This is a genomic window from Croceicoccus naphthovorans, assembly GCF_001028705.1.
Lineage (GTDB): Bacteria > Pseudomonadota > Alphaproteobacteria > Sphingomonadales > Sphingomonadaceae > Croceicoccus > Croceicoccus naphthovorans.
Window position 1 is genome coordinate 26,658 of record NZ_CP011771.1, and the last position, 21,725, is coordinate 48,382.

A 21,725-nucleotide genomic window follows, 5' to 3' on the forward strand; every position below is an offset into this window, starting at 1 on the left:
TCAGGACCTTTCAAACTCTGCTGCGCAGCTTCGGGCAGCTGCGTCATCGAGGTGAATGACGCCGCTTCCCAACATGCGCGTGTAGGCAATGTGGCAGCTGCGTATGATCCTGGTCCCATCGCTGCTGATCGTGTAAATTCCCTCATCCAGGCGCGCCCAGCCCAGTCCGGCCACCGTGTGCAGAGCGCGGTCGAGGCCACCGGGCGGCAGCGGCGTGTCGAGCCAGGTCGATGCCTCGCGCGCGACCTCGGAAGAGGTCGCAGGGCTGCGGCGGCTCAAGGCCATGACGACGAAAAACTCGGACAGGCTCGTGTGGGCCCAGAGCCGGTGGCCGTCGACTTCGAACGCCAGCACGTCGCCGGGAGGCCGTTTCTGGAATTTCCTTGTCATGACGTGCTCCTCATGGCTTGTGCGCCGCATAGTAGTCGGCGATCTTCTGCTGGATCTGGACCAGGGCGGCGGCCTCGTCGGGGAGCTTCGCGGCTTCCATGAAGTCCGCGTAGACTTCGGAAAAATCCATCACCGACAGGTCGAGCTGCTGGAACTCGAAGATCGAAAATCCCTCGCAGGTCTCGGTCTTGGGCTTGCCCCAGGGCTTGCCGATCTGCGGGCGGCCCTGCTCCTGAAGGATGCGGCTGATCTTGGACTGGAAGCAGCAGTAGACGTCCTTCTTGGTGACACAGATGCCAAGGAAGCTCGACGAGCAGTAGGTCCCGGCCTTGTGGCACAGGCCCGCATCGTCCTTCTCGTCGAGGAGCTTCTCGGCCGAGGAGCAGAGCCAAGGGGTGAGCAGCGGCACGCCCTTGCCCGAGCAGCAGTTCGAAAGGCCGAAGATTTTGTGCGAGCAGCTTTCGCGCGTCCCCCTGAACAGCGTGAGCGCGGCCTCGTCGAACTCGGCATTGGCCTGGCCGAGTGCATTGAGCGCAACCACGGCATCCTTGAACTCGTCGGAGGCCTCGCGCTCCACCGCTTCGCACTCGCCGTTCACGCAGTAGACGTCGCCGCCGCAGATGTACTGCGCGGGCTCCTCGCTGGTGCCCGGGATCGGACAGGAATAGACCCGCTCGCTGACCGCGCAGGAGCCATCGGCTGAGGGCGGATCGTCCAGGCAGACCTCGCGCGCAAGCGAGCAGCCCGCCTGGGCCTCGAGCGCGCCGCAGTCGTTGCCGCCGCCGACCACGTTTTGGCACAGGTACGTCCGCGTCGTCTCCCAGCATGGGCGGGTCACCGCCACGCCGCCGATGACCCTGGTTTCATTGGGCGCGGTGCAGATTTCCGAGGACAGCGTGCAGCTGGCCGGATCGCTGCTGCAGGCGCTGTCGGTCCACACCTGCGTGAACCATTTCGAAACCGCGCTCTCCGCCGTCATTCCGGCGACATTCGACGAGCAGAGATAGACCTCCTCGGGCGCGGCGGGCTCGATGCAGGTCAGGTATCCGCCGCCGCCGAAGGGATCGCCGATGAAATCCCAGGTCTTGCACAGGACGCGCTCCGCAAGCCCGGCCGCCGCCGCGCTCGTGCGCGTGCAGGTCGTGTCCGAGGCAATCGATCCGCATTGCTGAAGCCCCGTCACGTATTGCAGCGGCATGCCGGTAACGGGATCGAAGGTCAGGGCATCGATCATGCCTTGGGCATTGCAGCGATAGGCGTTGCTCACGACCGCGAAGGCATCGGCGGGCGGCGGCTTGGGCAGCGCGGCGATCAAATAGGCGTTGGGATCGCTGACGGCGGTATCGCAGTCGTAATAGTCGACCGTGAGGTTGTAGTCCGGCACCGGATAGGTCGCGGTCCTGCGGCACTGGCCGCTTCCAGCAAGCGCGGTGCAGCCGTCGAACCCCGGCGCGATCACGCAGACATACTGGTAGAGCATGTCATTCCACTCCGCGACCGAGAGGCTGCTGGTGCAGGTCCGGGGTTGCTCGACAACCTGCGAGCCAACATGGCAGGTCCATTCCGCGGTGTTGGCTGCGCCCGAACCGGGCGGGAGCGGCACGCAGTCGCCGGTCGAACCATCGGCGCTCATGCCATCGAGATAGGCATCGGGATCGGCTTCGATCGCAGTGGCGCGGGCAAGGTCGCTGCGCGTTACATCGACCGTCGGCCGGGTGGTAGAGTTGGCAGTCTGGTAAGCTTCGCTGTTCCAGCCCGCCACCGCGCCGTCGGTCTGCAGCGCTTCCGGATTGGTGTAATAGCTCGTCTGGCCCGGATAGCTCTCCTGATAGCCCGGGACCTGGCCTGCGGCGCCCGCCTCCTGGGTCAGCCCCTGGTAGGCTCCCCGCAGCGCGGCGCCGGTGCTCCTCGCCTCGGCCTTGGCTTCCTCCGCGCTCATGGCGTTTGACGCGGAAGGTGGCGGGGGTGTGGGTGCTGGCAGGACGGGATCGACGTCGGGCGGCAGGACCGGCAGCTCTTCGACCAGATCATCGGGCGGCGGGATATAGACCTGCGCGTGGGCCGGGTGCGAGGCGAGCGCGAGTAGCAGGCAGGGGAGAGCAAGGCGCGCGAACCGGCCCGCCCTGCCCCTTGCCATCCGTGATCCCGCTCCCGTCATGTCAGCTGCCCTTGCGCAGCTCGGCGAGCGCCACCCGGGCGACGCCGGCACCGGGTCCGCGGCTTGTCGCAAAGCGCTCGAGCGCATATTCGACCGTGACATTGCCGGTCATGCGGTCGTGGTCGGGAACCATGCTGGTGCAGTCGAACCCGTCGCAGAGCTCGTAGGCGCGTCCCGTCACCACGAAGGTCGGCGCGGCGGTGACGGCAAAGGCGCGAAACAGCCGCGGGTCGATCGCGATATGGGCTTCCTGGCGCTCGTCGGTGACGACGCGCTTGAGGCCTTCGGCAAAGGCCTTCGTGCTGTTTTGCGGGAAACCGCGGAAGACGACCACGCCCCCGGCCTGGGTGGTGTCGCGGATCAGGCGGGAGAGCGAAGCCTGCGGCATCGAGAGGCTGGCGAACACCGTGAACAGCGGCCCCTCGCCCATCGGCGCCTGACTGTTGGCGGCCGCACCGGCCAGGATCTCGTCGAAATCGACCGGGCCTTTCGGACCCTGCGGCAGGCTCGCGGGATCGAGCGAGCCTGCCGCCGCGAGCCCGGCATCGCGCAGCTCTTCGGCCTCGGCCTGGTGTGCCTCGCCGCGATGGGCCACGGCGTCGACCAGGGCCTGCGCTTCCCTCACCTGTTCGCTCCCCCGCGCCTTGATCGCGGCCAGATCGAGGTCCTCGACCGACTGCGCGGCACTCTGGGCGAGCGCTGCCGAGACAGCCGCCAGTGCTACAAGGCTGGCGGCAGCACGCGCGCGGGCGCGGGTAAGATGGCGGCGCATGGCGGCTAACCTCTTCACAGTAGAGTCAGACGTGGGCGCTGTGGGGTGTCTCCACCGCCAGTTTCCCACGCCTGCTCTCCGAACCGGACTTGCACCTTTCGTTGTGCATCCGGCTCTCCAGAAGCCTTGGCGAACTCGGGTTTCCTCATCCATTTGAGATCGAACCTTCGAACGGGCACGTAGCTCATCAAGAATTGCTCCGTGCCGCCTTCGGCCCAGACCGAGTTGCCCGGATGGGCGACGCTCGGCCTGCGCCATGATGCGATTTTCCTTCCCGGAACACGTTTGTGTTTGGCCCGCAGCCACAGCCAGAGGCGCTGACGCACATGCCAGTCGAGACTGGTAAGGATGCGCTTGGCCCCCACGCAGTAGCGGTAGTAGGCGGACCATCCGCGAAGGTATGGGTTGAGTTCCTGAAGCATGGCCGTGAGCGAACGCCTAAGCGTCTGCCGTCGGGCCATTTGATTTATCCGTATGCGGAAGCCGTTTATCGGCTCACGCGGGATTTCGATTCGGGCATGAAGCCCGAACCGCTTGTCCCATTTGAGCCGCACGCGGCATCCCAAGAACCGACAGCCCTTGGTCAGCGCAGTGATGCGCGTCTTTTCGGGCGAGAGCGTCAGACCCATCGTCTCGTGCAAGTAGGTCGCCAGCGCCTGCTTTTCGGCAAGAGCGTCAGCTTCCGTCCCCGACACGAAGATCAGGAAGTCGTCAGCATAGCGGACAGGGTAGAAGACCGTTCGACCGGCCTTCCGGTCCTTGTCACGCCTGATCGCCGCGAGCCTGATCCCATCGGATTTCAGCTCCGGGCTTTCGGGGCGGCACACCCAGTCCCGATACCGTTCCTCGATTACGCTCAGCGCAATGTTGGCCAGTAGTGGGGAGAGCACGCCTCCCTGCGGCGTGCCGGTGTCGGTGGGGCTGTACGTGACATGCTCCAAGACCCCGGCCTTGAGGAACTGCACGATCAACCGGTTCACCTTGAGGTCCGCGACGCCGTGGCGCACGCGTTCCATCAGGGGGTGATGACCGATGTTGTCGAAGCAGGCCTCAATGTCGCCTTCGATTACCCATTGGTACGGCGCATTGTGTCGGTAGCCATCAGCCGCAGGCTTGCCCCGCGACTGGATAGTCACACGGATATGTTCGAGGCAGGCCTGACTGCCGCGTCCGGGCCGGAACCCGTATGAGACTGGCCAGAACCGAGCCTCGAAGATCGGCTCCAGTATTTGTTTGACCGCGCACTGCACCACGCGATCCTTGACCGTAGGGATACCGAGGGGTCGGAACTTCGCCGGTTTGCCCGGCTTTGGAATCCACTTCCTTCGTGCAGGAGACGGACGATACTCGCCCGCCCGGAGTTCCTCGCGGAGCTCTTGAAGGAATTTGCCGATCCCGATGCCGGTCGCAATTTTCTCTACGGTCGCCCCATCGATCCCCGGAGTGCGCTTGCCGCGATTACCGGCAACCGTCTTCCAGGCCATGTACAAATTGCGGGGATCGGTCACCCAATTCCACAAGTCGCAATATGGTTCTTCGGGGTTTTCCCGACTCCACTGGTAGAGCTTTCTCTGAACGCCGAGGAGCCAAGCCTGTGGGGCTTGATTACCAGAGTCCACTGGTAGTTCCTCCGTCATGATAGCCCACCGACTTCCTGCCCGCCTTCGCCATGTGGACGGCATTCCCGTCCTCGGACTACTACGCAGGCTCCGCCCCACCAGCGCCCATCCCCGGTCTCCGCGGATAGCCTGCTCCGAAGCAGGCGGACGATGATGGTTCCCGTGTTCCGACGATCAACCTTGGACCCGTAGGTGCGACGCTTAACCCCTTGCGGCTCGGGCGTGCGGACAAGAAAGGACGACCCGCACACGAATGCTTTGCAAGCATTCACCAGAAGGCAGCACGCCAAGCCAACCGGTTCACACCGCGATCTCCCCACCCCGTCAGGTGATCGGGAGTTCAACTGTAAATAAAGAGGCTTCAGACACGTCATTCGCTTGTATCTCACCTTAGGTCCTGTGGTAGCCCGACCTGCGGCTGACGGGCCGCATCCGGTACATTTCAGGTCTCCTGCTTTGAGGCCGTCCGCCGGAACGCGGCAAACCTTGGAGACCCCCTTCCGCCCCGACTCCTTCCGTCGGGTGGGGTGGCATCGCAGCCACCGGTCGATCGCCAGCAAGACGATCGAAAGGAATATGATGCTGAATTACATACATATTTCCTTTCCGCGCCGTCACGGCGCTCGCGCACAGCAATTGCGTTTCCTCCAGACGAGGTAGCCAAAGTCCTCGCCTTTGACGGGAAACGACTTGCCGGTGTGGGGGATGATCGTCGTCGCGCCGATGGGGGCGCAGGCGTAGCGGCCCTTCACGGTGGAGACCGGATTGGTCATCTGCAGCCGGTACTGCTGCTTCCTCATCACCGGCATCAGGTACTTGTGGCACAGCGCCTTCGAACCCATCGTCCCCCAGGCGAGCGCCTGGCGGTGAACCTTGTAGAGCATGCGCTCCGCGACAAGCCGCGAGGCCTGGACCGGGCTGACATGCGCCGAGACATGGCCGTTCAGGGGATACATCGAGCCGTTGCAGCCTGCGCACCAGAACATCTGGTCGATTGGGAGCTTCGCGGTGGAAGCCACGCAGTCCGCCGCGCAGGCGGCCGTGGCGAGCGGATTGGCGAAGAGCGCGACCTCGGGATTGAGGATCGAGGTCAGCGCGGAATCCTGCCAGAGCGGATCGAGCTCGGTTACATAGGCAACATCGAAGGTGGTCTGCTCGAAGCAGAGGAAGTCGGTGAGGATCTCCATCCAGTAGAGCAGCGGGTAGATGTAGTAGTGGGCCTGCCACTGCGACGAGTTCTGCGTCTTGCCGCCGACCTGGCTGCGCCCCTGGACATGGCCGTTGCCGATATCGAAGCCGGGGTTGAGCCCGATCCCGCCGAGGTTGGGGAAACACCAGGCCTTGTTGGTGACATCGACGAGCCGGACCGGCTCCCAGAAGCCCACCGAGATGCCGATGCGCGGGATCGGCGAGCCGCAGGCGCACAAGGGAAATGTCGGGTTCTTGGGATCGGGGCGCGAGCCCTTCCAGATCGAGAGCCCGCCGATCGAGAGCGGAAACAGGCACGACCAGCACACGTCGGTGATCGGATTGACGAACTTGCCGTGGCAGGTGACGGAAGCCCGCGCGGGCACCGCGCCCAGCATGGCAAGCGCCAGCACGGCGAGAGTGCCAAGCACCAGGCGGCGCAGCCGCTTCATGGCTCTTCTCCCCGGTTATGGCTCTCGTCGGCGCGGGCCTTGGCGCGGAAATAGACGACTCCAGTTATCGCGGCCGCCGCCAAGAGCAGCAGCGCCGGGAGCGCACCGACAGGTCCGAACAGCGCGACGCTGGCCGTGTTGAGATGAGCTGCAATGGCGAGGCCCATGCACAGCAGAACCAAGGCCCAGCGCAGCCGCCTGAGGCGCGGTGTCTCGGGCGCGGCCATTGGGGTCAGCAGGAATGCGAGCAGCGGATGCCTCATGACGCGCGGCCTTTGGGGGCGAGCGGCACTTCGCTGACCTTGAGCGCCTTGACGCCGCGCGAAACTGCGGTGCCGGTGACCACGGCGGGGGTATGGCGGATGCCGAATTTTGCGGTCAGCTGCCCGCCCTGGTCGAACCAGAACCGGCGCTGGTAGGGCTTCATCGCATCGAAGGGCGAACCGGCGACGAAAATCACCTTGGCGCGCGGGGCGCTGTAGGTCTTCACCGCCCAGTCGATCTGGGCTGGATCGCTGCCGTCGACAAAGACCAGGTCCTGGCTGAGCGCCACATGATCAAGCGGGTTCACCCGGGTGCCGCGCGGTGCGATCAGGTTGCCCTTGGCGTCGAAAATGTCGTCCTCGAGCACCATCGAGGGGTCGTAGAGCCATTCGCGCCGCGCCGTCGCGGGCGTGAGCCCCTCGACCGGTTTGGGGCGGCGCACGCTGGCGACGGCCTGCTCACGCATCTGGTTCTGCAGCCGCTCGATCCCGCCATTGGCTTCTAGGTCCCGAAGCCGCGTCTCGATCGTCGCCAGCAGATCGGTCTCGATGATCGGGAAAGTCTCGCCCATCTGTCCGTGGTCGGCGGCGCTAACCGCCGAGACGACTGGCCATCCGGCAAGCGCGGCAAGGCCGAGCGCGAGGACAAGGCGGGTCCGCCGCCTCACAGCAGCGCATCCCCGGTGCCGACGATCCGGTCGGCGCAGACGAAGCCGATTGCGGCATATCGGCTGTCGAACCCGTCGGGATGCGCCGTGCCGAGGTAGTAGCAGCGCTCGGGGATCGGCCCCGTTGGCCCTGGAATGAGCTGCTCGCCGCGTTTGGTCAGGGGTTTGAGCGTGGCGACCGTCTCGCCATTGACCTTCACTGCATTCCCGTCGCGCGTCACCACATCGCCTGGCACGCCGAGCGCGCGCTTGGCGAAGGGCGCGGGGCTTTTCCCGAAATGCGCGGTGATGAGCGCGCTCTTCGGCGGGTTGAACACGACAAAATCGCCGCGCTGGGGCAGCCGGCCCTTGTCGATGAAGAAAGCCCAGTTGGGGAGCGACTCGGTGGTGTTGATGAGCACCGCGTGCTCGTCGCGCCATTGGGAAAGCGCCGAGCTGGCGGCAAGACCGGCACCGAGCACGCCGATCGCGAGCCACCGTGCGCGCGGACCGAGCTTCGCGGGCGCGGCCGGGGCGCAGCGCTCAGTTGCCGGGGGCATGGAGCGGGTTTCCGGTGGGCACATTGGCGGCGGCCGGGGGCGTCGCCATCGCCGCGCGCATCGCGCCCATGACATCGCCGGCATTGGCCGCGGCCGCCTGCGGCATCTTGACCCGCGCATAGACTTCGCGGCGAAGCTCGGCGGTGATGTCGGGGACTTCGCCCGCGAGCACCGCCTCGCCCACCAGCACGATCTGTCCGGCCTGCCCGCGCGCGGCAAGGTTGCGCTGGATCTCGGCCATGAAGGCCCTGGTTTCCGAGGTGACCTGCTCGGGCGGCGTTGCCGAACGTGCCTGGGCCTGGACATATTCGCCGACCAGCCCCGCGAGCTGAACCTTGGCCATGGGCGGCAGGTCGCCAGCAGCGAGCACGTTCTTGGTCAGCCAGGCGCCCCAGAGCCCCGCAGCAACGAGGCCGCCGACAAGCGCGACCGGCATCCAGCCCAGTTTGCGGGCGTTCGCGGGGTGCGGGGCGACTAGCGGATTCTTGCCTGGCCGCTCGCCCGCCTCCTCGAACAGCGGGCCATCGCCGCTCGGCGCCTTAGACCTGGCCATCGGCAGTCTCCTTGCTCTGGGGGATGAGATCGCGAAGCGCGTGGCGGCGCAGCACGCCGACCACGAGGAAAAGCACGGCGCTGGCGATCCAGAATTGCGCTTCGAACGCCGCTCGGCGCTCTGGGTCCGCCGCGACATAGCGCGCCGCGAAATTGTCGAGGTGGAGGACGGCGCCGGCAAAGGTGAACTCGCCCAGCATCACGAAGAACAGCACCCAGAGCGCGGAGACGATGGCCATTGAGGTCGCAAGCCAGCCTGCAAGCCGCAGCGCGGCATAGCAGGCGTCTGCCCAGCGCGAGGCTGGGGCCGGTCTGGCCGAAGGGACCACAGCGCTCATTCGGCTGCCTCCCCGAATTCATCGGCGTGGAAGTCGGGCGCGCCGGGCTCTACCGGTACGAAATCCGGAAAAGCGACGCGCTCGATGGCATCGGGAAGCGCCAGGCCTTCGCGCACCCGCTCCTCGATCTCGGAGAAGACCCTGGGGCTCGAGGAATAGAGCGTCGCCGAATAGGGATCGAGCACGAGGCGGCCGACGCAGAGCGTTTCTGGGCCCTTGATCAGGACATCGGAATATTCGGTGCCGTTGCGCTTCAGTGAGCGCAGCAGCGTTTCGGTATAGCGGTCCATCTCGAAGCGCTGGTGCTTCGCGAGATCATTGATCGTCTCCTCTTTCTGCTGGAGCACGACCGACCAGTCCGAGTTCTCGAGCGCAGCCAATGACCCTTCGGACTTGTAAAAGTCATTCAGGGACTGCGTCGCGGTGATGAGCGAGCCGCCATACTTGCGGCAGGTGCGGGCATAGGTCTCGATCGCCTGGCCCATCTGCCCGCCGCCAAGCAATTGCCAGGCCTCGTCGATCATCGTGAGCTTGGGCACAGAGCGGTCGAGATCGCGCATGACCCTCAGCGTCAGGAACATGAGCGCGGTCAGCGCGACCGAGCGCAATTCGGGCTTCGAGGAAAGGTCTGAGAGCTCGAACACGGTGAGCCCTGCGGAGAGGTTGATCGAGCAGGCGCCCGCAAAGAAGCGGCCATAGGTGCCGCCGGTGAGGAACGGCGCCATGGCGTCAGCGAGATCGCCGGCGAAGGGCGATGGCGCCGCGCGCAGCGCCGCCGCGACATCGTCGATCGTGCCGGCGCGCTGTTTCTCGCGCCAGACGCTACTCACCGCCGAATCGATGAGGCCGCGCTCGGTGTCGGAGAGCCGGTCCTGCTGGCGAGCCATCTGGCCGATGATCGCTTTAAGCATGGCGAGGCATTCGACCTCGTAGTCCTCGCCGTCCTCGTCGCTGGTCAATGCGGCGGCATCGATCATGTCGAAGGGATTGAGCGAGAACCCCGAGGAGAGCTTGAACTCGACGAAAGCCCCGCCGAAGGCCTTGGCCATGTGCTCGAACGAGCGGCCATCGTCGATGACGATGACCTTGGCGCCAGCGCCGGACATCGCGGCGCAGACGTCCTGCAGGAAGACCGATTTGCCGGAACCCGACTTGCCGAAGACCGCGACATTGTGATTGCCCGCCTGGTTCTGGAACGGCGACCAGAAGAAAGGCTGCCCGCGCCGGCCGATCAGCAGCACGTGCGGGATCGGTCCGCCCATGTGTTCGCCCTGCAAGGGGGCAATCGAGGCGGCGGTTGTCGTCAGCATGGTCTTGAAGCGCTTCATGCGCCTCAGGTCCGCCGTCAGACCGTTCGGCAGCGACAGCGGCATGGCCGCCAAGAGCCCCATGACCTGCAAATAGCGTTCGTCGATGAGGTCCCAGCCTGCCGCCTTGTAGACCGATTTGACGAGCCGCTCGTTGACGTCGCCCTTGCCCAATGGCGAGAGTGCGCCGACCCCGTAATAGACCTGGGCGAGCTTGCGGCCCTGGCGGATCTGCCCCTGGACGTACTGCCACTCGTCGCGCTGCTCGGAGAGCTGGGGGAGGAAGCGGGCCGAGCGGCTGTCGGCAAGGCTGGTGGTTCGCATGACCTTGAGGCCGGTGCGCGAGGCGACTGCCTCGTCGTCCTGGAACACGAGGCCCATGACGGTCATGACGTTGCAGCCGAAGCGCAGCTTGTCGTTGACCATGTCGCCGATGATCTTCTGGACGTCCCAGGGTGCCCATTGCTTGGGCAGGTGCCGCACCGCGAAGAAGCGCCAGTCGAAGGCGTCGGGGACGACCTCGCCGATCACCGGCGCGCCGTCGACCTGCTCGGCCCCCTCTGCTGTACGGACGGGACGGAAGCGCTCGGTCCTCAGCACGATCCGGTCGGGCGTGACCTGGGTCTCGAGATCGCGCCGGATGCACTGGACGTTGATCGGGTCGAGTTCGGAATAGTGCTCGGGCCGGTCTGCGTTGTCGACCGAGGGGCAGAGGAAGTCGTCGAGGAAGGCGATGAGCTCGACCGGCCCCATCTCGCGCGCCGGGATCGAGAGCGCCTGGCAGGTGCCCTTGAGGCTTTCGCGCACGGTCGACAGCACGTCGGCGCCGATGGACCCGCTGAGCCTGGCGCCGACCGAGAGGATGAGGCGGGTGCTGCGCACGAAGAACGGCGCATCGCGCGAGATCGACATCCAGGCCCCGCGCCTCAGCCAGCGCGCCCGGTGTGCGGCGGCGCGGCCATAGACCCCCTTTGCGACGACGCGCGGCATGACCCAGTCGGCGATGCGGGTTCCGACCGAAGGGCTCTGCCAGTGGATCAGCTGGATCTCGCAGCCGGCCGGAACCGCATCCGAAAGGAATTGCGTGAGAATCTCGCCGCTGCGCTCGTCCGCTCCCATCATCGGGGCGAGCTCGAGGATGAAGCCAATCGATTCGGTGTTGATGAACAGCCCCGACTTCGCGTCATAGCTGCGGTAGGGCAGCCAGTTCGCCAGCATCGGCGCGCCCAAGAGCGGCCGGTCCGCCTCGGGCCGCGCGCTCTCGCCGAAGAGGAGATCGAGGAAGCTGTCCCAGAAGCCGCGCCGCGCCATGAGCCTATTCCTCGACCTTGCCGGAGAAGGACGCGGGAGGATTGGCGGCGGTGGGTGCCGGGGCAGGAGCTTGTGCCGCGCCCTGTGTCGCGCCCTGTGCCGCAGCAGGTGCCGCGTCTCCCGCTTTGGTGGCGGTGCCGCCTTGGGCGGGCGATGGCGCGGATGGCTGGCCGCCCTTGGTCGCGCGCCCAAGCCGTGCTTCGACCTCGGCCCTGATCGCATCGATTGGCGAGCCTGCCGAGCTTGCGGCCCCTTTGGCCCGCGCTTCAGCCACCACCCTGGGATCGGGCAAGGCTCCGGATGGCGGGGCGATCTGGCCGGGCAGTCCGGCCTGCCCGCCGGGTTCGCGGCTCGCGGCAGTCGGAGGATCACTCACCGGATGAGCCTGCTGCGATGCGGAGGGCGTAGCGGCGTCAGGGGTAGCCTGGCCTTGCCCCGTCCCCTGCTCGCCCGAGCCACCGCCAGACAACTGCATCCAGCCTCCCGCATCGGCGACGGTATGGACTACCCGCGGCTCGTGGAAATTGCCGGAGCCATCGACATAGGAGGGAAACACGACCTTGAGCACGCGGCGCTCGCGGTGGGCGACGCCGGTCACGGTTGCGGCGATCCTGCCGCTGCCGGTCGGCATCAACCGGGCGCTCTGCGCCGAGCCCCGAGACTGCGGCTGAAAATAGGGCCCTGAGGCCGGCACCATCGGACGCGCATTCTGGATAACGGCAAGCGCCTGGTCGTCGATCACGGTCGAGGGCGCGCAGGTGCCGCCGGGCGCGCTGCAGGCAAAGTTGCCCTTGATGTTGCCACCAAAGAGGCTCGTGCAGGCCGCCATCTGCGTCGCGGCCAATCCGAGTGCGGCGACGCCCGCCGCGCGCGCAAGACCCGGACGCGCCACATGTCCGCGCGACTGCCGCGCGAGAAGCGCTTCGAACTTGCCCGCCAGAGTCCAGAGCGCAAGGCCGGCCTCGAGCGTCAGGCTATCCTGCGACAGCGCGATATACCCCGCCGAGCGCTGCCAGGCACGCTGGCGCAGCAGCATGAGTTCGCGGGGGGTCAGCGCCCTGCCCCTGCCTTTACCACTGTCATTTGCGAAAGCCGCGACAAGATCGTGCCACAGCCCGATCGCATCCGAGCAGCCAATATCCATGGCCGGGAGCCGCACCTGTCCCCGCGAACGGCGCTGCACTGCGCGCTGGAATACTATCCGTTGCTGTCGCGTGAGCAGGATCATGAGCGCACGGCCTTGAGCCAGGTCTCGAGGACGGCGCGCGGGCGGTAGCCTTCGATCACAGCGCCGTCCGAACGCACGATCACCGGGGTGCCGGCAATGCCTGCCTCGCGGGCGAAGCGCTCGTTGGCATCGAGCGCGGAGGTGTCGCAGGGCTTGCTGTCGGTGATGGGTGCGCCGGCATAGGCGGCCTTGACTGCCCGGGGGCGGTTGCGCGCGCAAAACACCTGGTTGGCCAGATCGCGGCTGCCGAGCACCGAGATCGGCCGCTCGATCACCCGCACATTCATCGCCTCGAGCTCGGCCGAGAGCGCCCGGCAATAGCCGCAGCGAAAATCGCTGAACACCGTGACCGTCTTGCCGGCGGGGTTGCCCCAGACGATGCCGCCAGCCCCGGGCAGTTGGGCGAGCGACATCGTCCGGGGGGCCCCCTGCGCGCTTGCCTCGCGCGCAGCGGAAGTATTGAGCCCGCGCGCCGAAGCCTGCGTGGTCTCGGCTTCACGGCGGCTGCCTGCCGCGCCGCCAACCAGCAAGTCGGGGTTGACCTCGAGCAGGCGCACCGCGGTCAGGTCCTGGCGGGTCTGCATGTCGTAGACCCGCCCGATCATCAGGTAGCGCGCGGTCCTGTCGACGTAGAACAGCTGCGATCCGGCGGTCACTTCGCAGACCCCGTCCACCACCTGGCAATTGACGCGGGAGACGGCGGTGCGCGGCAGGCGCTCCTTGAGCAGGCTCGCCACCGCTACATCGGCTTCGGATGGGCGACGCTCGCCGCCCTCGCTATTGGCCCAGACCAGCGAAGCGCCGCTGCCGAGCGCCATGGCCGCCAGCGGCCAGGCCAGACGCTTGACGGCGCGCTTCGTGGGCTTGAGCCGCTTCAGGTCAGCAAAGTGGAACGTCATCGCCTTCACTCCTCATCCGTTGATGAACACGCCCTCGAGGAAGACGATCTCGACATCGATCCCGGTCGGCATCTCGATCACGGGCTGGTACTGTTCGGCCCGCTCGATCAGGTATTTGGAGACCATGTCGGCCGAGGTCGCGACGCCTTCGCCCAGCCCGCCTTCGAGAATTTCGCCGGTGCCGAGTTTCTGGCGCTGGCCGTTCACGTTGACGTTGGCGCCCTGGAGGACCGAACTGGTGTTGGCCGAGAACCCGCGCCCGAACCCGCCGGCAAGCCCGGCAAGGAAAGCCTGGCCGACGAGTGCGCCTTCGCGGCTGACCACCCGGCCCCTCACCCCGGTCTTGCCGCCAAAGGCGATGAACCCCTTGACGTCAGAGACCGCGTAGCGCCCGTTCGGCTGCGGGCAGGTCATGCGCTGCAGCTTCACATAGACCTTCTCAGAGGAGAGGTCGGCGCGCGCCGCGCCGTTGACGAGGCAGCCGGCGATATTGGTCGTGAGCAGCCGCCCCTTGTCGTAGACCGAGCGCGCCGGACCCGTGATGCGCAGCACGACCGGGAGCGGATCGGTCTGGCTCTGGACACCGGCATTGGCATCGACGCCGACGATCACCTTGGCGACCGCGATCGAATTGGGCGGCAGGTAGTTGGCGCTGTCGGTATAGACCGTGTTGCCCCTCGGCACCGGGGTTCCGGTGCCGCTCGTCGCTCCCTCGCCGAAGGAGACGAGACTGACCTCGCTGCCGCGGAGAGTCGGAAGTCCGGCCGCTGCTGCCGCGGCCTGTCCCGCCGGCGTTGGGGGCATCCCGGCGAGGCGCGGGGCGCCTGCCACCTGGTAACTCGGCGGGCTGGTGCGCCCGTAAAGTGCATTGGGCCCGGAGTTGACCCCCGCGCCGGGCCCCACCGGCGACTGGCGCGCGGCGGCGAGCGCGGCGCGCAGCTGCTCGTTCTCGCTCTGGTAGGCGGAGAGCACGCGTTCGGTCTCGGGCGCCATGCCGGCGCCCGACTGCTGGGCGAGCTGGGCTTCGAGCTGGTCGGCACGTTCGGCGCGCGCCGCGAGCGCGCGCATGTTGGTGTCCATCGCCGATATCTGCGCTTCGGACTGGGCGCGCCATTCCTTCTCGGCCATGTTCTTGTTGACCATCTCGTCGACCGAGACGCCCTCGACTTCCTCCTCGAGCGCCTTGCCGCTTTTGCCCGGCTTGTCGTCGAAGATGTAGAACGAGCCGGCGACGAGCGCGGCCGCGCCTGCAGAGCCAAGCAACAGCATCTGCTTGCGCTTCACCGCCTCGTTGGTTGCCATGGCATCGCCGAGCGGCGAGCCGTTCGCGCCCTCGCCCGTATCGAGCGCCTTGGGCTTCTTCTGGAATAACTTGGCCAAATCCATCACCGCGCCCCTGTCAAAGTGTTGGCATTCGACTGGATGAGGTAGACGGCGGCTTCCTGACCGGCGGCGAGTTCGCTTACCGGCGCCATGAAGGCGAGCGCGCCGCGCGCGGCGAGCATGTTCTCATCGAGACTTCGCGTCTGCCGCCCCGTGTTGCGCACGCGCAGGACCAGGCCCTTCATCTCCGCGCCGCGATATTCGCCGACCTGCTGGACCTGGAGGCGGCCGACCAAGACCGGTTCGAGCACGGTGGAACGCATGTCGAAGCCGTCGATCGCCTCGCCGCGGTACATCGCCTGGGCAAGCCGCACGGCGGCATCCTCGGGTGGGCTCTGCACCTCCCAGTCGCGGGCGCGCTCGCTGGTAATCGCGGCATTGGCGATGAACACCTGCTCGGCCTCGGTGCCGCGCACCTGGCAGACGAACTTGTAGACGAAGCCCTTGCGCGTGGTGCCGAAGAACGAGAGCGCCGCCCTCGGGAAGCCGTCGGGCACCGAGATATAGATGTCGCCGCGCACTGGCTCGTTGACGATCTTGAAATCTTCGGCCGGGTTGCCGGTGGTGATTTTCGAGACCGAGGCGAACTGGTCGCCCGCAAGGCTGATTCGAGTGAGGTCCTTGGCCGAGGCGACGCACTGGACGGTGCCGTTGTCGGCCGCCATGACGTTCTGGTCGGCCAGCGCTGGCGTTGCGAGGCCGAGCGCTCCAAGGGCGATCAGCACGGCGCCGATGGGTCTGCCAAGGGTGGCGCAGGGCCGTCCGGCGAGCATGGCGCCCGCGCCAATCGCGCAGGCTGGCAAGCTGAGGGCGAGAGGTATCGTCATGCGTCTTCCCTCCCGGCGGTACTATTGCGATCCGCGTCCTTGCCGTTCGCGCCTTTGTCAGTGACCTGGCCAAACCCGGCGAGCTTGAGGCTCACGCCCGAATAGGACCAGACGAAGCGGAAGGTGCGCGCCTCGGCGGTCACTTCCTTCGACCCGACGACGGTATGCAGGATCCCGTTGACCTCGCTGGTCAGCCCTTCCGGATCGACGCTCAGCTTTTCGATGGTAAAATACTGCGAGACGTTCGAGCCGTTCTGCTCGCTGAAGACCTTCATCAGCTCGGCCTTCATCCGGCCGTGGGTCCTGGGGTCGGTGATCTCGAGGATCGAATCCATCCAGTACTGGAGGTTCGACGGCGAGCGGTTGAGCGTGAGCAGCGCCGCATCGCGGGTGACAAGCTCGAGATAGTCCTTGTCGATGTGCGAGGAGGAGAGCGTCAGCGGCCTTGCCAGCACCGGCTGCAGCACCACTTCGCGCTCGCGGCTTGCCGCGGTCAGCGTCAGGAGCACCGAGACCCCGAACAGCGCCGCGCAGCCGATCGCCAGCAGGTTGCGCTGCTTCAAGAGCCGCTGCGCCTGGGCATGCGAAATCGAGAGGTCCATATCAGCCCGCCATCACGCGAAGGTGGGAGGGCGGCGTTGCCTTGAGGCCCATGAACGAGCTCGGCAGGTACCAGTAGGCCGTATGGATGATCCACGAGACCGCCCGTCCCGCCTTCAACTTGCGCAATCCCCACCAGGCCAGCACGCTTGTTAAGAGCCCAATCAGAATATGTTGAGACAGGACGCCCCAGGCGAAGGGCACGATCATCGCGATGAACTCATCGAGCGTCCAAAAGCCGATCAGTTCGGGATCATCGAGATGCGCCGGGACCGTGTATCGCTGCATGGCAGACACCACCCTCCAAGGATCCGGTCAGGCGATGAGTCCTGCGCCGGACAAACGAATGGTCAGATGGTTGCGGTGACCGCGGCGGTGACGATGGGAACGCCGGTGCCAGCCCCCACCCCGACCCCGACGGGGATCGCGACCTGGGCCAGGCTGAAGCGGCCCGAGGCGAGACCGACGATACCGCCCGCGAGGCTGAGCACCGTGATGATCTTGCCGCCCGAGCCTTCGAGAAAGCCGGTGAACGCGGTGAGCGCCGTGTTGAACGTGGTGTCGGCGCCGGCCATCGCCACCTCGCTGCCGAAGGCCAGACCCAGCGCCGCCACCGCCGCGCCCTGGGCGATACCCGCGCCCTTCCCTTTGATCCAATGTTTCATCGCAATGCTTCCTTCCTTGAAACCGCCCACGTCATCCCCGGGCAGGTTCAAAGAACAGGGGCGGGCATCCGGCGGCAATTAAGGAAGGGTTTCTTCGAGCGCGCGAATCGTCATCATTCCCGCAGAAGTATTCCGGACGGCTATTGTTTTGCTATTCGGGAACTTTGGAATGTCCATTTGGGTGCTTCGAATCTCCGCATGCGCGATCACCTACGACCAAAGAAGCAAGGCAGATTGCCCAAAGCGTGATTTGCGGCCGCGAATCGGCCCCGCCATCACCCGACTCGCAAAATTAACGATTCTGGGTCATGATCGGCCCGACCATGGAACACCCGGCGCACACTCGATGGCTAGCGGCACGCGCAATATCCGGATGCTCATAAGCCAGGACTGCTTCGCATTCCTGGCCGACGCCATGTGCGAATTTTCAAAGAAAACTGCCAGATTCCAGAGCCTGCGCGCCACGGTCCAGCATGCCTGCTCGCGTGCGAATTCAATGGATATCGCGCGGCAAGACCTCGACCAGTTCCTCGCCGGGCGCCCTGTCGATGGCTCGATCAAGGTCTGGCTCGAAGTCAGTCCCGAGTGGCTTGACGACTACAACGCCGTGCGCCGTAGAATCACCGAAATCAGCGGTAAACCGGTGCAAGACAAGGCGGTGATCCCTTTCGTCGTCCACTTGGCCCAGGTTCGCGGCGTCTTCTGATCCATCACGGATTATTCAAGCGTTACAGCGCCTTCCCTTATTGACAGTCTATGGCATCCCATAGAGCAATCGCTCCAGGGAGGGACGAGCCATGCCGCATAGCACCGTGACACCCGAGACCGTATTCCGCACGAGGCCAGCCTCGCCAGAGGACTCGGTCTTCAGCTTTGGCGAGCCTGCGCCGCGCCTTTCCGAGCAGGAGCAGTACAAGCGCCTGATCGATGCCGAAGCCGCAAAGCAGGGTCTGGCGCTCGCTCATCTCGCCGATCGCATCGGGGTTGCCCGGCCGCGCCTTCACAAGGTGATCCGCAAGAAGGTCATGCTCCGCGACGACCTGCGTGATCAGTTGTTCGAGGCGCTCGAGATCGATTGCGTGCGCGCCAAGTTCTGCGTCGCGTTCCTGCACGACCACACCGCTTACGGCGACCCCGAGGTTTTCCTGATCTGCGAGGCGATGAAGGGGTTCTATTGCGAAATCCTGACGCGCCGGCGCGGCGAAATCCAGGTCACCTTGCGCCCGCCGATCATCCACGAGGCACTGGGCCGCGCCTATGACATGCTCCTCTCCCACCAGGAGCGCGTCATGGAGCACGACCGGACATTGCAGGCGTGATGTGAGGTCAAGCGCAGCACATTGCCATGCGCCCTGAAGCGCTCGCGGCCTGGACCCAGATCTATGCGGCCGTTGGCCTGCTCGCCGGAATCTGCGCTGCTTGCGCGCTCCTGCGCACCATCATCGAGCTTAAATCGGGAGCAATCGACCTGCCGACCGGCACGTGGAAGCAGAAGGCGATCTGGGTTCCGCGGCTCTGGCTGCGGTTCCAGCTGAATTACATGAGCGGATTTCCGTGCATCATGGGGATCGCCTTGCTCTACGCACATTACATCGGGTTCGAGGCGTTCAACCCGTCGTAGCGCATGAGTTCGATGTCGCGGTAGCCAGCGGCACGGACGGCGATCATCGCGAGCTCGCCGCGGTCCGGCTCGCGCTTGTTGGCCTGATCCAGCTCGATCAGGCGGCCCCAATTGGTGAGGATTGCGCGCACATAGTGCTGGGTTTCCGGGATGGCGGGGATACGTCCCTGTCGTAGCGAGCGGCGTTCGGGACCGGCGTTGTAGGCGCCTAGCGCCAGATCCACACGACCAAAGCGGTCGAGTTGCTCACGCAGGTACTGCGCGCCGGCACGCATGTTGGCGATAGGGTCGAAGGGGTTGCTGAGCCCCAAATATTTGGCAGTCCCTGGCATGATCTGCATCATGCCCATAGCCCCCGCTCTCGAAATGCTTCCCGAGGCAAAGCCGGATTCCTGGGCGATTACCGCGTCGAGTAACCGGGCAGGTAGCCCGTGCTGGCAGGCAATTTCAGCGACTATCCGGTGATAGGAAGCGCGGCGGGTCTCGGCGGAAAGCGGCAGCCACCAGGTTGGTCGGTAGCCATACGCCTCGCATCCGTGGTTGCTTGTAAGCGAGCCACTCGCAAGGTCCGATTTGTATGCATGGTTGACTGTCGGAAACTCGAACTGTCCCAACAATGATTGCAGGACCAGATTTGTACGGTCGATTTCTGCTCGCCCGGCAAGTGCGTCGTCAGCCAACTCGACGGAATCGTCGAAAAGAGTTTGGTCAACTTCCCGGGCCACTGATCGGTAACCCGTCCCAAGGAATAGAATTACGATTATCAATTGCTTGGCAAAATGCATCGGACGCACCATAGGTCGCGTGCCGGAGGTTGGTCTTGCGCATATCGAATGAAGCAGGGCGGTTCGTATGCGTCAACGATTTTCCCCGACCTTTGATGGCTTCGAATGAACGTTTCATTCGACGATCAAAACCATTCGCTCGACGCCGCCAGAACAAGTTCGACCACGCCCTTCGTGAGTTCGGCCGCATTGAACGGACGTTGTTCACGTTGAACTGGCTGGAACAGTCGATATTGCGCCGCGCCTGCCAAGCCAGATTGAACAAGGGAGAGACCCGTCATGCTTTGGCTGACGCGATTTTTATCAACCGCTAGGGCCGATTTCTGGATCGCACTCTCGAAAACCAACAATTTCGCACATCCGGTCTCAACCTGCTCATCGTCGCCATTGCAAATTGGAACATTCCTTACCTCGGTCGCGCTGCTGATTACCTGCGGCATACCGGGGTGTAAGTCGGCGGGGCACTGCTCGCGCATGTTTTCCTCTTTACCAGGTCGCATTTCGGTCTGACGGGCGACTATCTTTGGGAACGTGCGTCGTTCAATGGCGGCGGGCGCCGAACATTTAACGACTCAACCCGCAGGTTGCTCCTTGTAGCATAGATTGTTCTCATTCTGTCCTGCATCGCGTTGGCTGGCGAACAAATTTTGAGGTGGAGCTCACCATCATCACTTCGCGCCTTCAAGCACCGAGCGCATCTTTGACAGCAGCTCGCGCGCCTGATCGAGTGCTGTTGCGCCTTCCCCAGCGCGCCTGAGACTGGGGCATTCAGCGCCGATCGTGACGCCTGCCGGCGCGGCGCGCAGGAATTCGGCCAGCGGAAAGTCCCCGTCGCCCGGATAGAGCCGCTCGCACAACGCCTAGGTCCTGGCGATCCCAGGCGGCTGCGGAAGCTGCCCGTCGCAGATCTGGACGTAGCGGATGAGGTTGGTCGGCAGCGCGGCAATGTCGGCCACCGACCCTCCCGCGCGCAGCAGGTGATGCGGATCGAGGCAGATGCCGACGTCAGCACCCGAGGCGCAGATCAGGTCCGCTGCCTAGGCCAGAGTCATCGTGTAATTGCGGCTGCTTCCCTCGGACCTTGGTTGAGGCGCACACTTCTGGTTGTCGAATCCTGAAGGAAGGAAGCAGCCATGAAGCACTATGCCGGATTGGACTTGTCGATGGAATCCACGCAGGTCTGCATCGTTGATGACAATGGTCGGAAGGTCGTGTCGGAGAAAGTGGAAAGCTCTCCGGAGGCGATCGCCATGATGCTGGAGCGATATGGTCCAATCGAGCGGGCGGTGATCGAAACGGGCCGCATGTCGCCGGCGATTTGCCTTGGTCTGCGTGAACTGGGTGTCCCGGTGGTGTGCATCGATGCCCGCCAGGCGCACCAGAGCCTCAAAGCAATGAAGGCGAACCAGACCGACCCTCACGATGCCGCCGGCCTAGCACAGTTGGCGCGCACCGGCTTCTACAAGGAGGTGCATGTGAAATCTCCGGCAGCGCATGGCGTTCGCAGCGTGATCACCGCACGCAGCCATCTGGTGGAAGCGCGTGTCCGGCTCGACAACACGATCCGCGGTCTCTGCGCCACGTTCGGCTATCGGCCCGGCGCAGGTCAAGGGAAGGCCTTCCTCGAACGGATCATGCAAGCGGCACACATCCCGGGCCTTGGCGACGCCATCGCATCCTTGCTGTCCGTGCGCGCAGAACTGGTCGAGCAAATCAAGGAAATGGACCGCCGCCTGCGTGTCATCGCCAGCCAGTCACAGGCTTGCGAGATCCTGATGACCATCCCAGGCGTCGGCGTGCAGACATCGGCCGCCTTCGCCGCTGCAGTCGATGAAGCCGGACGCTTCCGACAATCACGCAATGCCGGCGCCTACTTCGGCCTTGTGCCCCGCCGCCATCAGTCGGGCGAACTAGACTGGACAGGCAGGATCACCAAACAGGGCGATGGGACCGTGCGCAAGCTGCTCTACGAAGCTGCCAACTCGATCCTCACCCGGAGCCGTGAGACCTTCGCCCTGAAAACATGGGCCATGAAGATCGCCAAGCGTCGCGGCTTGAAGAAAGCCCGTGTCGCACTCGCCCGTCGGCTCGCGGTCATCATGCATGCCATGCTGCGCGATGGCACTTTGTTCCAAGCGTGAGGTAGGGTAGAACCTGTTT

General features: G+C 65.2%; 25 protein-coding genes. 5 read left to right on the forward strand and 20 right to left on the reverse strand.

The window, feature by feature from the left end:
• The 18 genes from AB433_RS17720 to AB433_RS17805 form a co-directional block, all read right to left on the reverse strand.
• A complete protein-coding gene (locus tag AB433_RS17720) occupies positions 1-390 on the reverse strand; it encodes a hypothetical protein (protein WP_081796435.1) in 390 nt (129 codons plus the stop codon).
• A 10-nt stretch (positions 391-400) separates the two neighbouring features.
• Positions 401-2,527, reverse strand: coding sequence for a conjugal transfer protein TraN (locus AB433_RS17725; RefSeq protein ID WP_156170929.1), 2,127 nt, complete (start codon positions 2,525-2,527; stop codon positions 401-403).
• 22 nt (positions 2,528-2,549) lie between these two features.
• Complete coding sequence (gene trbC, locus AB433_RS17730; protein ID WP_037486406.1) at positions 2,550-3,320, reverse strand: type-F conjugative transfer system pilin assembly protein TrbC; 771 nt, start codon at positions 3,318-3,320, stop codon at positions 2,550-2,552.
• A gap of 14 nt (positions 3,321-3,334) precedes the next feature.
• Positions 3,335-4,957, reverse strand: coding sequence for a group II intron reverse transcriptase/maturase (gene ltrA / locus AB433_RS17735; RefSeq protein WP_047824443.1), 1,623 nt, complete (start codon positions 4,955-4,957; stop codon positions 3,335-3,337).
• Positions 4,958-5,553: 596 nt separating this feature from the next.
• The gene (gene traU, locus AB433_RS17740) at positions 5,554-6,579 is read right to left on the reverse strand and encodes a conjugal transfer pilus assembly protein TraU (RefSeq protein WP_037486403.1); all 1,026 of its coding nucleotides are present in this window, start codon (positions 6,577-6,579) and stop codon (positions 5,554-5,556) included.
• Complete coding sequence (locus AB433_RS17745) at positions 6,576-6,842, reverse strand: hypothetical protein (RefSeq protein WP_037486402.1); 267 nt, start codon at positions 6,840-6,842, stop codon at positions 6,576-6,578. The genes traU and AB433_RS17745 overlap by 4 nt, the downstream gene beginning before the upstream one ends.
• Positions 6,839-7,510 (reverse strand): type-F conjugative transfer system protein TraW, encoded by a 672-nt coding sequence (gene traW / locus AB433_RS17750; RefSeq protein ID WP_037486400.1) that lies wholly within the window; start codon positions 7,508-7,510, stop codon positions 6,839-6,841. Before traW ends, AB433_RS17745 begins: the two co-directional genes overlap by 4 nt.
• Positions 7,507-8,049 (reverse strand): S26 family signal peptidase, encoded by a 543-nt coding sequence (locus AB433_RS17755; RefSeq protein WP_081796434.1) that lies wholly within the window; start codon positions 8,047-8,049, stop codon positions 7,507-7,509. The genes traW and AB433_RS17755 overlap by 4 nt, the downstream gene beginning before the upstream one ends.
• On the reverse strand, positions 8,033-8,602 hold the full coding sequence (locus tag AB433_RS17760; protein WP_047824446.1) for a type-F conjugative transfer system protein TrbI: 570 nt from the start codon (positions 8,600-8,602) through the stop codon (positions 8,033-8,035). The genes AB433_RS17755 and AB433_RS17760 overlap by 17 nt, the downstream gene beginning before the upstream one ends.
• Positions 8,589-8,939: a hypothetical protein gene (locus AB433_RS17765; RefSeq protein ID WP_037486398.1), complete on the reverse strand. Its 351-nt coding sequence runs from the start codon at positions 8,937-8,939 to the stop codon at positions 8,589-8,591. Before AB433_RS17765 ends, AB433_RS17760 begins: the two co-directional genes overlap by 14 nt.
• Positions 8,936-11,557, reverse strand: coding sequence for a type IV secretion system protein TraC (gene traC / locus AB433_RS17770; RefSeq protein WP_047824448.1), 2,622 nt, complete (start codon positions 11,555-11,557; stop codon positions 8,936-8,938). Before traC ends, AB433_RS17765 begins: the two co-directional genes overlap by 4 nt.
• Positions 11,558-11,561: 4 nt before the next feature.
• Positions 11,562-12,701 carry a hypothetical protein gene (locus AB433_RS17775; RefSeq protein WP_245626746.1) on the reverse strand — a complete coding sequence of 380 codons (1,140 nt, stop codon included), beginning with the start codon at positions 12,699-12,701 and terminating at the stop codon, positions 11,562-11,564.
• 80 nt (positions 12,702-12,781) lie between these two features.
• Positions 12,782-13,684: a DsbC family protein gene (locus AB433_RS17780; protein WP_037486392.1), complete on the reverse strand. Its 903-nt coding sequence runs from the start codon at positions 13,682-13,684 to the stop codon at positions 12,782-12,784.
• Between the two features lie 12 nt (positions 13,685-13,696).
• On the reverse strand, positions 13,697-15,070 hold the full coding sequence (locus AB433_RS17785) for a TraB/TrbI/VirB10 family type IV secretion system protein (protein WP_047824450.1): 1,374 nt from the start codon (positions 15,068-15,070) through the stop codon (positions 13,697-13,699).
• The gene (locus AB433_RS17790; RefSeq protein ID WP_047824452.1) at positions 15,070-15,894 is read right to left on the reverse strand and encodes a type-F conjugative transfer system secretin TraK; all 825 of its coding nucleotides are present in this window, start codon (positions 15,892-15,894) and stop codon (positions 15,070-15,072) included. Before AB433_RS17790 ends, AB433_RS17785 begins: the two co-directional genes overlap by 1 nt.
• Positions 15,891-16,496 (reverse strand): type IV conjugative transfer system protein TraE, encoded by a 606-nt coding sequence (locus AB433_RS17795; RefSeq protein ID WP_047824454.1) that lies wholly within the window; start codon positions 16,494-16,496, stop codon positions 15,891-15,893. Before AB433_RS17795 ends, AB433_RS17790 begins: the two co-directional genes overlap by 4 nt.
• 1 nt (position 16,497) lies before the next feature.
• Positions 16,498-16,782: a type IV conjugative transfer system protein TraL gene (gene traL, locus AB433_RS17800; protein ID WP_047824456.1), complete on the reverse strand. Its 285-nt coding sequence runs from the start codon at positions 16,780-16,782 to the stop codon at positions 16,498-16,500.
• A gap of 62 nt (positions 16,783-16,844) precedes the next feature.
• Complete coding sequence (locus tag AB433_RS17805) at positions 16,845-17,159, reverse strand: hypothetical protein (RefSeq protein ID WP_047824555.1); 315 nt, start codon at positions 17,157-17,159, stop codon at positions 16,845-16,847.
• A 169-nt stretch (positions 17,160-17,328) separates the two neighbouring features.
• Here AB433_RS17805 and AB433_RS17810 point away from each other — a divergent pair, with 169 nt between their 5' ends.
• The 3 genes from AB433_RS17810 to AB433_RS17820 all read left to right on the forward strand — a co-directional run bounded on the left by AB433_RS17810 (position 17,329) and on the right by AB433_RS17820 (position 18,780).
• Positions 17,329-17,865, forward strand: coding sequence for a hypothetical protein (locus AB433_RS17810; RefSeq protein WP_245626747.1), 537 nt, complete (start codon positions 17,329-17,331; stop codon positions 17,863-17,865).
• A 91-nt stretch (positions 17,866-17,956) separates the two neighbouring features.
• A complete protein-coding gene (locus AB433_RS17815) occupies positions 17,957-18,478 on the forward strand; it encodes a helix-turn-helix domain-containing protein (protein ID WP_047824460.1) in 522 nt (173 codons plus the stop codon).
• Between the two features lie 26 nt (positions 18,479-18,504).
• Positions 18,505-18,780, forward strand: a complete 276-nt coding sequence (locus AB433_RS17820) for a hypothetical protein (protein ID WP_047824462.1) — start codon at positions 18,505-18,507, stop codon at positions 18,778-18,780.
• On the opposite strand, the gene AB433_RS20210 is transcribed toward AB433_RS17820, so the two are convergent.
• Positions 18,747-19,565, reverse strand: coding sequence for a lytic transglycosylase domain-containing protein (locus AB433_RS20210; RefSeq protein ID WP_245626748.1), 819 nt, complete (start codon positions 19,563-19,565; stop codon positions 18,747-18,749). The genes AB433_RS17820 and AB433_RS20210 overlap by 34 nt on opposite strands.
• A gap of 95 nt (positions 19,566-19,660) precedes the next feature.
• Between AB433_RS20210 and AB433_RS21855 the strand changes: the two genes are divergently transcribed.
• Complete coding sequence (locus AB433_RS21855; RefSeq protein ID WP_375782415.1) at positions 19,661-19,879, forward strand: Tn3 family transposase; 219 nt, start codon at positions 19,661-19,663, stop codon at positions 19,877-19,879.
• A 354-nt stretch (positions 19,880-20,233) separates the two neighbouring features.
• Here the strand turns inward: AB433_RS21855 and AB433_RS17835 are convergent, their stop codons facing one another.
• Entirely contained in the window at positions 20,234-20,422 is a 189-nt protein-coding gene (locus tag AB433_RS17835) for a hypothetical protein (RefSeq protein WP_047824466.1), read from the reverse strand.
• Positions 20,423-20,698: 276 nt separating this feature from the next.
• Between AB433_RS17835 and AB433_RS17840 the strand changes: the two genes are divergently transcribed.
• Positions 20,699-21,706, forward strand: coding sequence for an IS110 family RNA-guided transposase (locus AB433_RS17840; protein WP_047824468.1), 1,008 nt, complete (start codon positions 20,699-20,701; stop codon positions 21,704-21,706).
• Positions 21,707-21,725: the final 19 nt, after the last annotated feature.